Origin of the sequence: Caproicibacterium lactatifermentans (assembly GCF_013315815.1) — a bacterium.
GTDB classification, from domain to species: Bacteria; Bacillota; Clostridia; order Oscillospirales; family Acutalibacteraceae; genus Caproicibacterium; species Caproicibacterium lactatifermentans.
The window spans coordinates 444,820-457,787 of the sequence record NZ_CP046051.1; the positions used below are offsets into that span (position 1 = coordinate 444,820).

At 54.2% G+C, this 12,968-nt stretch carries 14 protein-coding genes and 1 other annotated feature; of the genes, 9 read left to right on the forward strand and 5 right to left on the reverse strand.

Features of this window, described 5'->3' with window-relative positions; translation table 11 throughout:
- The first annotated feature begins 58 nt into the window (after positions 1-58).
- From purM to purD, 5 genes are read left to right on the forward strand one after another with little or no spacing between them, the layout of a single operon-like run.
- Positions 59-1,102, forward strand: a complete 1,044-nt coding sequence (purM, locus tag GJQ69_RS02175) for a phosphoribosylformylglycinamidine cyclo-ligase (RefSeq protein ID WP_086036444.1) — start codon at positions 59-61, stop codon at positions 1,100-1,102.
- Positions 1,096-1,734, forward strand: coding sequence for a phosphoribosylglycinamide formyltransferase (purN, locus tag GJQ69_RS02180; protein ID WP_174192819.1), 639 nt, complete (start codon positions 1,096-1,098; stop codon positions 1,732-1,734). The genes purM and purN overlap by 7 nt, the downstream gene beginning before the upstream one ends.
- Positions 1,731-2,435, forward strand: coding sequence for an IMP cyclohydrolase (locus GJQ69_RS02185; protein ID WP_086036442.1), 705 nt, complete (start codon positions 1,731-1,733; stop codon positions 2,433-2,435). The genes purN and GJQ69_RS02185 overlap by 4 nt, the downstream gene beginning before the upstream one ends.
- A 12-nt stretch (positions 2,436-2,447) precedes the next feature.
- Positions 2,448-3,620: a phosphoribosylaminoimidazolecarboxamide formyltransferase gene (locus GJQ69_RS02190; protein ID WP_086036441.1), complete on the forward strand. Its 1,173-nt coding sequence runs from the start codon at positions 2,448-2,450 to the stop codon at positions 3,618-3,620.
- 27 nt (positions 3,621-3,647) lie between these two features.
- Positions 3,648-4,910 (forward strand): phosphoribosylamine--glycine ligase, encoded by a 1,263-nt coding sequence (gene purD, locus GJQ69_RS02195; RefSeq protein WP_086036440.1) that lies wholly within the window; start codon positions 3,648-3,650, stop codon positions 4,908-4,910.
- A gap of 137 nt (positions 4,911-5,047) precedes the next feature.
- On the opposite strand, the gene GJQ69_RS02200 is transcribed toward purD, so the two are convergent.
- From GJQ69_RS02200 to pheS, 4 genes are all read right to left on the reverse strand, one after another.
- Positions 5,048-5,311, reverse strand: coding sequence for a hypothetical protein (locus tag GJQ69_RS02200; RefSeq protein WP_086036894.1), 264 nt, complete (start codon positions 5,309-5,311; stop codon positions 5,048-5,050).
- 65 nt (positions 5,312-5,376) lie between these two features.
- Positions 5,377-5,622 (reverse strand): IreB family regulatory phosphoprotein, encoded by a 246-nt coding sequence (locus GJQ69_RS02205; protein ID WP_086036439.1) that lies wholly within the window; start codon positions 5,620-5,622, stop codon positions 5,377-5,379.
- Between the two features lie 132 nt (positions 5,623-5,754).
- The gene (gene pheT / locus GJQ69_RS02210; RefSeq protein WP_086036438.1) at positions 5,755-8,151 is read right to left on the reverse strand and encodes a phenylalanine--tRNA ligase subunit beta; all 2,397 of its coding nucleotides are present in this window, start codon (positions 8,149-8,151) and stop codon (positions 5,755-5,757) included.
- A 50-nt stretch (positions 8,152-8,201) separates the two neighbouring features.
- The gene (gene pheS / locus GJQ69_RS02215) at positions 8,202-9,221 is read right to left on the reverse strand and encodes a phenylalanine--tRNA ligase subunit alpha (RefSeq protein ID WP_086036893.1); all 1,020 of its coding nucleotides are present in this window, start codon (positions 9,219-9,221) and stop codon (positions 8,202-8,204) included.
- A 53-nt stretch (positions 9,222-9,274) separates the two neighbouring features.
- Positions 9,275-9,496 (reverse strand) — a binding site (T-box leader).
- Between the two features lie 154 nt (positions 9,497-9,650).
- Between pheS and GJQ69_RS02220 the strand changes: the two genes are divergently transcribed.
- The 4 genes from GJQ69_RS02220 (at position 9,651) to GJQ69_RS02235 (ending at position 11,951) form a co-directional block, all read left to right on the forward strand.
- Entirely contained in the window at positions 9,651-10,196 is a 546-nt protein-coding gene (locus tag GJQ69_RS02220) for a hypothetical protein (RefSeq protein WP_086036437.1), read from the forward strand.
- Entirely contained in the window at positions 10,190-10,561 is a 372-nt protein-coding gene (gene acpS / locus GJQ69_RS02225; protein WP_236849717.1) for a holo-ACP synthase, read from the forward strand. Before GJQ69_RS02220 ends, acpS begins: the two co-directional genes overlap by 7 nt.
- On the forward strand, positions 10,558-11,412 hold the full coding sequence (locus tag GJQ69_RS02230; RefSeq protein WP_086036436.1) for an NAD(P)H-hydrate dehydratase: 855 nt from the start codon (positions 10,558-10,560) through the stop codon (positions 11,410-11,412). Before acpS ends, GJQ69_RS02230 begins: the two co-directional genes overlap by 4 nt.
- Before the next feature lie 125 nt (positions 11,413-11,537).
- Positions 11,538-11,951 (forward strand): type II toxin-antitoxin system PemK/MazF family toxin, encoded by a 414-nt coding sequence (locus tag GJQ69_RS02235; RefSeq protein ID WP_086036435.1) that lies wholly within the window; start codon positions 11,538-11,540, stop codon positions 11,949-11,951.
- Positions 11,952-12,070: 119 nt separating this feature from the next.
- Here the strand turns inward: GJQ69_RS02235 and GJQ69_RS02240 are convergent, their stop codons facing one another.
- The gene (locus GJQ69_RS02240; protein ID WP_086036434.1) at positions 12,071-12,922 is read right to left on the reverse strand and encodes a DegV family protein; all 852 of its coding nucleotides are present in this window, start codon (positions 12,920-12,922) and stop codon (positions 12,071-12,073) included.
- Positions 12,923-12,968 lie beyond the last annotated feature (46 nt).

Here is a 12,968-nt window from a genome sequence, read left to right on the forward strand (position 1 = left end):
TCTGTTCTGTGCCGCCGCCCGGCCGGGAAGGCGGACAGAGGACCCATGGAGGGGACAAATGAATCAAAATAGTTACAGTGACAGCTACCGGCAGGCCGGTGTGGACGTGACGGCGGGCTACAAATCCGTAGAACTGATGAAGCAGTATGTTGCCCGCACCCTTACGCCAGGTGTTGTTTCGGGTATCGGCGGTTTTGGAGGACTGTTCCAGCCAGACCTTTCCGGCATGCAGGAACCGGTGCTGGTCAGCGGCACGGACGGCGTGGGCACCAAACTGAAGGTCGCGTTCCTGATGGACAAGCACGACACCGTTGGTATTGACTGCGTAGCGATGTGTGTGAATGACGTCATTTGCTGCGGCGCGCAGCCACTGTTCTTCTTAGACTATATCGCTACGGGGAAAAACATTCCGGAAAAGACCGCGGCCATCGTCAGCGGCGTAGCAGAGGGCTGTGTGCAGTCCGGCAGCGCCTTGATTGGCGGCGAAACAGCAGAACATCCCGACCTGATGCCGGAGGATGAGTACGATTTGGCGGGCTTCTCCGTTGGAATCGTGGACAAGGCGAAAATCATAGACGGCAGCAAGGTGAAACCGGGCGATGCACTGATTGGCCTTGCTTCCAGCGGCGTGCATTCCAACGGCTTTTCCCTGGTGCGCCGTGTACTGCACCTGACGGACAGCGCCGCAGCACAGCGCCGTGTGCCGGAACTCGGCGGAACCTTGGGCGAAACTCTGCTTACCCCGACACGCATTTATGTAAAATCCATGCAGAAGCTAATGCAGGCAGTGGAAGTAAAGGCTGTGTCCCATGTGACAGGCGGCGGCTTTTACGAAAATATCCCGCGCATGCTGCACCCCGGCCTGACGGCAAAGATTGAACTTGGCTCCTTTGCAAAGCTGCCTATTTTCTCCGTTATCCAGCAGGCGGGGAAGATTTCTGACCATGATATGTACAATACCTTTAATATGGGCATTGGTATGTGCTGCGCCGTGGCAAAGGAAGACGCCCAAAAGGCAGTCACCGTGCTGCAGCAGGCCGGTGAAACTGCTTCGGTTATTGGCGAGATTGTCGCTGGGGAGGACGGCGTAGTGCTATGCTGAACATTGCTGTGCTGGTTTCCGGCGGCGGTACCAACCTGCAGGCCCTTATCAACGCGCAGGACCGCGGAGAAATTCCGGACGGCCGCATTACACTGGTCGTTTCCAGCAATCCCGGCGCGTATGCGCTGCAGCGTGCCGAAAAGGCGAACATCCCGACAACTGTCCTGCGGCGGCGGACTTTTGCGCGGCAGGAGGACTACGACACAGCCCTATTGCAGGTACTGGACCAAAACCACACCAGTTTGATCATTCTGGCAGGTTTTATGACCATCATCAGTGAGCAGGTTATCCGTGCGTACCGCAACCGCATCATTAACATTCACCCATCGCTGATTCCCTCTTTCTGCGGGGAGGGCTTTTATGGGCTGCATGTGCATGAAGCGGCACTGGCACGCGGTGTCAAAGTAACCGGCGCCACCGTTCATTTTGTAAATGAAATTTGTGATGGCGGACCGATTATTTTACAGAAAGCGGTTGCCGTGCAGTCCGGCGATACACCGGAAATTTTGCAGCGCCGTGTGATGGAACAGGTTGAGTGGAAGCTGCTGCCAAAGGCGGCTGCGCTGTTCTGTGCCGGCCGGCTGCACGTGACAAACGGAGTCGTAACCATTGACGAGGAGGCAGAAGCATGAAACTGACAGATTTGGCACAGGAGCTTTCTTCCTGCACATATCCCGGCCGCGGCATCATTCTTGGCCGAAGCGAGGACAACGGCAGCGCGGTCATTGCGTACTTTATTATGGGCCGCAGTGAAAACAGCCGCAACCGTATCTTTGTTCCGACAGCGGACGGCATTCAGACCAAAGCATTTGACGAAGGCAAAATGACGGACCCGTCCCTCATCATTTATGCACCGGTGCGGCAGTATCAAGATAAAACCATCGTGACAAACGGCGACCAGACTGATACCATCTATGATGTCATGCAGGCGGGCCGCTGCTACCGCCACGCACTGCTGCAGCGCACGTTTGAGCCGGACAGCCCCAACTTCACCCCGCGTATCAGCGGTGTTGTAAAGCCGAACGGTGGTTTTAACCTGTCCATTTTGAAAAGCGACAACGGCGACAAAGACAATACACTGCGGTATTTCTATGAGTATGAAAGCTGCCGCGCGGGACAGGGACGTTATATCCACACCTACCTCGGTGATGGCAGCCCGCTGCCTAGCTTCGATGGAGAACCGACACTGGTTACGATACCGGGAAATCTGGAAACTTTCACCCGCACCGTATGGGACAACCTGAACAGTGACAATAAAGTTTCCCTATATACCTGCTTTATCGATTTACAGACCGGCAAGCATACTTCTAAAATCGTCAATAGAAATGTTTGAGGAGGGCAATGTATGAAAGAACTGGAATTGAAATATGGCTGCAACCCGAACCAGAAGCCTGCGCGTGTCTTTATACGGCAGGGTGAACTGCCCATTCAAGTATTAAATGGCCGTCCCGGCTATATCAATTTGCTGGACGCACTCAACTCTTGGCAGTTGGTGCATGAGCTGAAAACAGCCACCGGCCTTGCCAGTGCCGCCTCTTTCAAGCACGTTAGTCCAGCGGGTGCCGCGGTGGCAACCGAACTTTCCGATACATTGAAAAAGATCTATTTTGTAGATGACTTGCAGCTTTCTCCGCTGGCATCAGCCTATGCCGCCGCACGCGGCGCGGACCGGATGTCCTCCTACGGTGATTGGGCCGCTTTGTCCGATACCTGCGACAAAGAAACCGCTCTGTTTTTAAAGCGGGAAGTGTCCGACGGCGTCATTGCCCCTGGCTACACCGATGAGGCTTTGCAGATATTGAAAAAGAAGCGCCGCGGCAGCTACAATGTGGTGCAGATTGACGCTTCTTATGTCCCCGCGGACGTGGAGCAGAAGGACGTTTTCGGCGTTACTTTTGAGCAGTGCCGCAATAACTTTAAAATCAACAATGCCCTGCTGGAAAATATTGTGACGGAGCAAAAGGACCTGCCCGAAAGTGCCAAGCGCGATATGCTCCTTTCTCTTATTACACTGAAGTATACCCAGAGCAACTCGGTCTGCTATGTAAAGGATGGCAAGACGATTGGTGTCGGTGCTGGCCAGCAGAGCCGTATCCATTGCACCCGTCTTGCCGGTAATAAAGCGGACGTTTGGTGGCTGCGTCAGCACCCGAAGGTGCTTGCCCTGCAGTTTGTGGACGGCATTCATCGGCCGGACCGCGACAACACGATTGATAACTATATTTCCAACGAGTGGGAGGACCTGCTGGAAACGGACAACTGGAAGCAGTTTCTGAAAGTAAAGCCGGAACCGCTGACATGCGAGGAAAAGAAAGAATGGGCGGCGAAGCTTTCCGGTGTAACACTGGGCAGCGACGCTTTCTTCCCCTTTGGCGACAACATCGAGCGCGCACACAAAAGCGGCGTGAAGTATGTGGCCGAACCTGGTGGTTCTATCCGTGACGACAATGTCATTGATACCTGCAACAAGTACGGAATGGTCATGGCGTTCACCGGTATGCGCCTGTTCCACCACTAAGAACGGCAGAAGAAGGGGAGCATTGCAATGAAAATTCTGGTAGTCGGCGGCGGCGGCCGAGAACACGCCGTTATCCGTCAACTGATGGAGAGCCGCCGCGCGGACAAAATTTACTGCGCACCCGGCAACGGCGGCATTGGCTGTGATGCTGAAAACGTGCCGATTGCAGCGACAGATGTAGCGGGTATGGTGGACTTTGCGAAGAAAAACGATATTGACATGGTGTGTGTCACGCCGGATGACCCGCTGGCGGCGGGTATGGTCGATGCCTTTACCGAGGCTGGCATTCCAGCTTTTGGCCCGAACCGCGCCGCGGCGCAGATTGAGGCCAGCAAGGTATTCAGTAAGAACCTGATGAAAAAATATCATATTCCCACAGCGGCGTATGAAGTTTTTGATACACCGGAAAAAACGCTTGCCTATGTTCGGAAACAAAACCGCTATCCGGTCGTTATCAAGGCGGACGGCCTTGCGCTGGGCAAAGGCGTTATCATTGCGCAGAACTTTGATGAGGCAAAGGATGCCGTGCATACCATCATGGAGGACAAGGTGTTCGGCAATTCCGGCAATCAAGTGGTTGTTGAAGAATTCCTGACTGGTCCGGAAGTCAGTGTGTTAGCCTTTGCGGACGGCAAAACGCTGAAGCCAATGGTCAGCAGCAAGGACCATAAGCGTGCGCTGGATGGAAACAAGGGCAAAAACACCGGCGGAATGGGTACCATTAGCCCGAACCCTTCCTATACCGATGCCATTGCCGACGAATGCATGAAGACTATTTTTATGCCGACATTGAAGGCCATGAATGCAGAGGGCCGGCCGTTTAAGGGCTGCCTGTATTTTGGACTGATGCTGACGCCGGACGGCCCGAAAGTCATTGAGTACAATTCCCGTTTCGGTGACCCGGAGGCACAGGTTGTGCTGCCACGGTTGAAAACGGACCTTGTCGATATTTTTGAAGCGACCATCAACGGCACACTGGATAAAATCGATATTCAGTGGAAAAAGGAAGCCTGCGCCTGTGTCATTATGGCGAGCGGCGGCTATCCGGGCAGCTACAAAAAAGGACTGGAAATTTCCGGTCTGGACCAGAACGGCCAAGTGGAGGGCGCAATGGTTTATCATGCCGGCACGCTGAAAAAGGACGGAAAGTTTTATACCAACGGCGGCCGTGTGCTGGGCGTTACCTGCACCGGAGCCACTTTGGAAGAAGCACTGCAGAAATCTTATACGGCTGTTGCAAAGATTCACTGGGATGGTGTACAGTACCGTCATGACATTGGCCACGCCTAAAAACACAATCTAGCCAAGACAGCAAAGTCACCGCAGAAACGTTTCTGCGGTGACTTTTTTGTACAAAAGAAAAAAGAATTGCATTAAAGAGCGGCGGCAGAAATTTTCTGCCGCCGCTCTTTAATGCTTAAATGCGTTTATTTTGCCAGTGCACGAGTCAGCCATGCGTCTGCAATATCCATTGCCAAGTACAGGCCGGACTTTTCACTGTTCTTTACGATTTGTTTGCGGGACTGCATGGCTGGGTCCGTCAGCATCAGCTGTACGGCTACTTTGTCAGCCACATCCATGTCCTTTACCTTTTTTGTGCTCTTAATTTCCAGCCGGCAGACATACCGGTCCTTCATGCTGCCATAGTACAGTACATTGCCGCTGCGCACCAGCGGTTTGCCTTTGTACATGGGGAACTTTGGTTCCGTTTTCTTTTCGCTCAATAGGAGGCCTCCTTTTTAGGCGGAAGTTAGGTTCAGGTCTGCAGATAAGATTTTACCAGTACCTGCAAAAGTTCATCTCGGTCGACCTTGCGGATAAGGCTGCGCGCGTTGTTGTGGGTGGTGATATACGTTGGGTCTTCCGAAAGAATATATCCCACTATTTGGCTGATGGGGTTGTATCCTTTTTCCTGTAAAGCCTGGTATACCGTCGTCATAATTTTTTTAATATCTTCTTCCCGGTTGCCGCCAATCGAAAAGGTCATGGTCTTATCCTGCATACGATCACCTCCTAATATAAAGTTATCATACATCAGAAAGTGGTAAAATGCAAGGCAGGAAATGTGAATAATTGGGCATGACTTTTTAAAAAGCAGTGTATTTTTGCGGTTTTTTGGGAAGAAATGTGCATATTACTCGCGCAGGGCGGCACCGATTTTCTCCAGTTCCTTCATTACGCGGTGCAGGGAGCTGTTTATCTGTTCGTCCGTCAGGGTAGTGTCCGGGCTGCGTAGGACCAAGCTGAAGGCTACACTCTTTTTGCCGCGGGAAATCTGCTCGCCGCGGTACACATCAAAAACGCTGATGGTTTCCAGCAGCTTACCGGCGCCGCGGCGGATAGCCTTTTCCAGGTCACCGACAGGCACTTCGGCGTCACAGATGAGCGCAAGGTCACGGGTGACAGCCGGGAACTTCGGCAGGGTACGGTAGGTGTGCTGCGTGTGGGCGTGCTTGCGCAGCACCGGCACGTCCAGCGTAAAGGTATACACGCGGGTGTCGAGGGAATAGTTTTCCGCCGCAGTGGGGTGTACTTCCCCGAGAATGCCCAGGGTGTCCTCACCGGCGGACAGCTTTGCGCAGCGGCCGGGGTGGTAGCTGCATGCGTCTTTGCAGGCAGTGATGTCCCAATCGTCAACGCAGAGCTTTGCCAACAGTGTTTCTACCATGCCTTTGGCAGTAAAGAAGTCATAGCCCTCACCGTACATGCCGCAGATGAGTGTGGGACGCTCCTCCGGCAGGGCGTCCGGGCCATCAGCGGGCAGGTAAACGTTGGCCAGCTCGTACAGGCACGCCTGCGGGTTGCGGTTGTTGTAGTTGCGCGACAGAATCTGTAGCACGGAGGGCAGCAAAACCGTGCGCATAATGCTGGTATCCTCACCCAGCGGATTGCGCAGGGTAACGGAAGTACGCAGTGGGTCGTTTGCCGGCATGAGAATTTTGTCATATTCTTTGGGAGAAATAAAGGAATAGGACATAATTTCGTCCGCACCCAGTGCCTGCATTTCGTTGTGCACAGTGCGCAGAAAATGCTGCTTGGGTGTCAGTACACCCTCGGCGCCGCCGGGCAGCTTTTTGCTTTGAATGCTGTTGTAGCCGTAGAAACGGGCGACTTCTTCTGCAATATCCGCCTTATGCTCCAGGTCGGGGCGGAAGGTCGGCACCAAAATATCGTCACCGTCGAATTCACACTCCAGCTTCAGAAGAATTTTCTTCATCATTTCGGGGGCAATATCCGTGTGCAGGAAGCGGTTGGTCCAATCCGGCTCGAAACGGATGCGGTGTTTTTCCTTGCTGGAGTGGTCGTCCACGATGATGCCGTCCATGACGTCGCCGGCGTCCAGCATTTCCACCAGTTCGCAGGCACGGTTAATCGCGGGAATACAGTTGTTGGGGTCCAGTCCCTTTTCATAGCGGCCACTTGCCTCGGTACGCAGGCTCTGGTCACGCGCGGTCGTGCGAATACTGGGGCCGCTGAAGCAGGCGGACTCAAAAACGATGGTCGTGGTATTGTCCGTAATACCGCTGTTCTCGCCGCCCATAACACCGGCAATGGCCATGGGCTTGCTGCTGTCAGTGATGACCAGCTGCTTTTCAGTCAGGGTGTGCTTGTCGCCGTCTAGGGTCGTGATGGTTTCACCCGGTTTGGCATGGCGTATACGAATGGTGCGATCCTGCACGCTCTCCAGGTCGAAAGCGTGCATGGGCTGACCGTATTCCAGCATGACGTAATTTGTAATATCCACAATGTTGTTGATGGGGCGTACACCCATGGCGCGCAGGCGTTCCCGCATCCACAGCGGCGAGGGTTTGACACGCACATTTTTTACAACACGGTTTGTATAAATGGAGCACAGGTCCGGTGCCTCAATCTTCACGTCCAGCAGGCCGGTACAGTCACCGGCACCGCCCTTGACAACCGGCGTGTGCAGTTTGAGCGGTAGGTGGAAAGTTGCCGCTGCCTCACGTGCCAGGCCGATGACGGAGAAGCAGTCCGGCCGGTTGGAGGTGATTTCAAACGCAACGGTCGTGTCATTCAGACCCAGCGCCTCATGAATATCCATACCCAGCTGCAGCTTGCAGCCGTCCGTTTCCGTCAGCACCATAATGCCATCCTCTATGGTGGAGGGGAAGTCATGGGTAGTCAGACCAAGCTCGGCAATGCCGCACAGCATACCGTTGCTTGCCACACCGCGCAGCTTGCCGCGCTTAATTTTCTTGCCGCCGGGCAGGGTGCTGCCGTGCAGTGCGACCGGCACATAGTCGCCGACCTTCAGGTTTTGGGCGCCGGTGACAATCTGCAGCGGCTCCTCGTTTTCATTTACCGTTGTTTTGGTAATCCACAGGTGGTCACTGTCTGGATGGCGTTCCAGCGATAAAACTTTGCCGACCACCACTTTGGAAATCTCTTCACCTTCGGTGCTCCAGCTTTCCACTTTGCTGCCGCTGAGGGTAATAGATTCTGTGAACTGGCGCAGCGGCATGGGGGGCAGGTCCACAAATTCTTTGAGCCAACGCATTGAAAGATTCATTATTTAATATATCCCACACTTTCCGTTATACACTGAGTAATTACACCGCTTCAGAACTGTTCCAAAAAGCGGACGTCATTTTCGTAAAACAGACGCATATCATCGATGTTATACCGACGCATGGCGATGCGTTCCAAACCGATGCCGAACGCAAAGCCGGAGTACTCCTCCGGGTCAATGCTGCAGTTGGAAAGGACCTTCGGGTGCACCATGCCGCAGCCGAGAATTTCAATCCAGCCTTCGCCCTTACACAGGCGGCAGCCTTTGCCGTGGCAGTTGAAGCACTGTACGTCCACTTCGGCGCTGGGCTCCGTGAAGGGGAAGTGATGCGGACGGAAACGTACTACGCTGTCCTCACCGTACAGGCGCTTAATAAATGTTTCCAGTGTGCCCTTCAGGTCGGCAAAGGTAATGCCGTGGTCCACGACCAGCCCCTCTATCTGGTGGAACAGCGGGGAGTGAGTGGCGTCTACAGCGTCACTGCGGTAAACACGCCCCGGCGCGATGATGCGGATAGGCGGTTTCTGGCTCTGCATGGTGCGCACCTGCACCGGGCTGGTCTGGGTACGCAGCAGGACCTTGTCGTTGATATAGAAAGTATCCTGGTCGTCGCGGGCCGGGTGGTCCTTTGGAATATTCAGTGCCTCAAAATTGTAGTAGTCATACTCTACTTCCGGGCCTTCTGCGATGCTGAAGCCCATGCCGAGGAAAATCTCTTCGAGGTCTTCCAGTGTCAGCGTTAGCGGGTGTTTGCAGCCCAGATGGCGCTGTTTGCCGGGCAGGGTTACGTCCACCGCTTCGGCCTGCAGGCGATGCTGCAGTTCCAGCTGCTTCAGTTCCTCCCGACGCTCTGCAACAGCGTCCTCTATTTTGGCGCGCACGTCGTTGGCCAGTTTGCCGACCACGGGGCGTTCTTCCGCGGACAGATTTCGCATCTGTTTGAGAATGCCCGTTAGGGAACCTTTTTTTCCAAGGTAGCGCACACGCAGCTCGTCCAGCCCCTTCTGGCTGTCGGCGCCGTGCAGCTCCTGCAGCGCTTTGCTGCCGAGTGCCTGCAGTTCTTCTTTTATCATGTTACGGTCCTCATCCTTTCCGCCGCAAATAAAAAAAGCCCCCGCCCCACATAAGGGGCGAAGGCTTGTAAATCTTCGCGGTACCACCCTAATTTTATACTTTTGCAGCCGATAACGGGGCCGTCCGTTCCCGCCTACTAAAAGGTGCAGTTCAGCGGGAACGCTCAAAAGGGAACTTCACAAACCCGGTGCAGGCGGGCACGTTTTCAGCCGACGGCGTGCCCTCTCTGTTCCTGTGCGGCGGGTGCTACTTCCTTTGTCACAGCGTTTACGGGGATATTTAAATTTATTATAGCATGGGTAGCCCGGAAATGCAAGGTGGAGCGTCTCCGGCCGTTGTATTTCTGCTCCGCCTATGTTACAATATTTAGCATATAAAGAACTGCCATAAAAGCTAAAATGCGGAAAACCGGAGGAACCCTGCAAATGGACATTTTCTGTGAAGAGATTATCAAACGTAAATTCAGCGCAAAGGACGCGGGCATTTTGCTTTTGTGTCTGGTCGGCGCCGTTGTCATTCTGCTGTTACCCATGATTTTCACGCCGCTGCTGTACTTCTTTATCTTTATTTTGGCCGGTGTTGGTTTTGGCCTGTATTACCTCATCACCAGTATCGACTGGGAGTTTGAGTACAGCATTACAAACGGCGACTTCACCTGTGATAAAATCATTCACCGCCGCAAGCGCAAGCCGCAGTTTTCCATTAACCTGCACGATACAGAGGAGATTGGAAAATACGACCCGCAGAAATTTACCGGCAGAAAATTTGATTACGTTTATCGGGTGGGTCGAACTGTCGGCGGCACCGACGGGGAGTGGTATTTGGCTGGCCATTACGGACAATACGGCAGACTGCTGGTGGTTTTTAGTCCCAGTGATAAAGTACTGAATGCGATTCATCCGTTCATCAAGCGTACAGTGGACACTTCCGCGTTGCCGAAACCGCAGGCGGCGGACAAACCGGCATGCTGACGACAGGGCTTGACTTGTGTGAGATTGACCGTATTCGGCACTCCATGCGGAACCCGCGCTTTTGCGGGCGCGTTTTGGGAGAATGGGAATATGAGCAGCTGAAAGAACGCGGGTTTCCGCCGCAGAGTGTTGCGGCTTCTTTCAGCGCAAAAGAAGCGTTTGGTAAGGCGATGCACACGGGCCTTGCCGGCTTTTCCCTGCGGGAAGTGCAGCTGATGCGCAAGCCGAACGGTGTACCGTACCTCGCATTAAGCGGCGCGGCGGCACGGCTGGCGGACGGGTGGCAGTTTTCGGTCAGCGTGACGCACACTGCTGCTACGGCGGCGGCGGTCGTACTGGGTGAACGAAAGGACGCTGAAATATGAATTGGATTCCTGAACAGCTTGCTTTTTCTGTTGCGAAGCAGCGCCCAAAGGACAGCAACAAAGGCACCTTCGGGCGCCTTTTGTGTATCTGCGGCAGTGCGGGTATGGCCGGGGCCGCTATGCTGTGTACAGGTGCGGCCCTGCGCTGCGGCACGGGACTGGTGGACGCCGCTCTGCCGGAGAGTATTTACCCCATTGTGGCGTCCCGTCTGCCGGAAGCGGTGTATACCGTTTATCGGGAGGACGACTTTTCACCGGTACTGCACTCCCTGCGGAAAGCCTCCGCCTGCGTGCTGGGGTGCGGCCTTTCCACTGCGCACCCCGAACGGGTGCGGAATGTATTGCGTGCCTGCTGTGATCCGCTGGTGTTGGACGCCGACGGTCTGAACTGCATTGCAGAAGATGTTTCCGTGCTGGACACAGTTTCGGCGCCGCTGGTGCTTACGCCACATCCGGGAGAGATGGCACGGCTGCTGCATTGCTCGGTCGAAGATGTGCAGGCGGACCGCGTCGGTGCGGCCGCTTCTTTCGCGGCAGAGCACAAAGTCATTCTGGTGCTGAAAGGCGCCGGCACACTGGTTGCTGCTCCAGACGGTCGTTTGCTGAAAAACCCGACCGGTAATCCTGGCATGGCGCGCGGCGGAAGCGGTGACCTGCTGGCGGGCATGATTGGCGCTTTTTTAGCACAGGGAATAGAACCGTATACGGCCGCTGCCGCCGCAGTCTATCTGCACGGACTGGCAGGGGACCGCTGTGCGGCGCGTTTCTCTCAGCAGGCGATGCTGCCGCATGATATGCTGAATGAACTGCCGCGAATTTTTTTACGGATTGAAAACACCCGCCGGATCTGATACTTTTATCAGAAACAGAATTCTTCATCCCCGCATACACTGTGGCAGAAGAGCGGAAAAATGTATAGATTTTACCGCTTCTGCCAATGCTATCTGCAGAAAATAAAACGCGGAGCGTGAGATGTATGCAGGTTAGACGTGGAGATATTTTTTACGCAGATTTAAGCCCAGTCATTGGTTCCGAACAGGGTGGTGTGCGGCCGGTCCTCATCATTCAAAACGATGTGGGGAACCGTTTTAGCCCAACGGTCATTGCGGCCGCCATTACCAGCCAGCGCGGCAAAACCGAGCTGCCGACACATATCCACCTGAACGCCGCCGCCACCGGCCTTGCCCGTGACAGTATCGTTCTGCTGGAGCAGGTGCGCACATTGGATAAACACCGCCTGCGGGAGCACATTGGCCGTGTCGGGGAGGAAAGCATGAATGCGGTGGACCGTGCCCTATCTGTCAGCTTTGGTCTGATTCCACAGCCTCGCCACCGTTTTTCCGGTGTCCCTGCCGCAGCAGCACAGGTTTCTCATGGAGCTGCTACATAAAAACAGCGCCGGGAAAAGAAAACAAAACAGACAAAAGCAGCGGCCCGCCGTTTATGGCAATGGAACCGCTGCTTTTTTACTGCTGTCCTGCAGGGACAGCGGACAGGGACGATATTTCATTATACGGCGCGAAATACGCCGACACCCACCAGCCCCGGGCCGGTGTGTACAGCCATGGAAGCATTTATCTGTTTTTCAACTACAACTTTCCCATTTGGGAAAAAGGCCGGAAGCCTGTCCCGCAAAATATGTGCTTGACTGGCCGCTTCACCGTTCATCAGTGCCAGCCACACTTTTTGATTGGTTGCCAGTTTCCCGACGGATTCCAGCATACGGCCGCTGCCGTCTTTTTTGCCGCGTACCATGGCGGCGGTATAGTAGGTTCCTTCGTCATTGCAGGAGATAATGGGACGGATATTCAGCACTTTGCCAATTAGTCCAGTTACGCGGCCAATTCTGCCGCCAGCACGCAGGTAATCAAGCGTGTCCATGTAAAAGAACACTTTGCTGGCGTACTGTCCATTTTTCAGGGCAGAGGTAATCTGCTCAAAGGACATGCCCTGCTGAATGGCACGGGCGGCCCACAGTGCATAGAATCCGGTGCCGATAGAGATGTTCTTGCTGTCAAATACAAAGATGTCCATATCAGGGAACTCTTTTGCGGCGTTCTGCACGGTCTGGAATGTACAGCTCAGTCCACTGGAAATACAAATGGAGATTACTTTGCGGAAGCCCTGACTGTGCAGCTGTTCCAGCACGTCACAGGTTTCCTGCACATTGGGGGCAGAAGTGGTGGGAATCTCCTTGGGAAAACGGTTGTAAACCATCTGTGGGGTAATCTCTGTGCTGTCAGCATAAGCCTTGTCCTGGTATATGACGCGCAGGTCCATGGTTGTAATGCCATATTTGTTTTTCAGGTCTTCCGGCAAGTCACTGCCAGAATCAACAAGAACTGCGATTTTTTCGCTCATCATGTATCTCCTTTTTCAGGCGGCAAGGCTGCCTGCAGTATTCTTC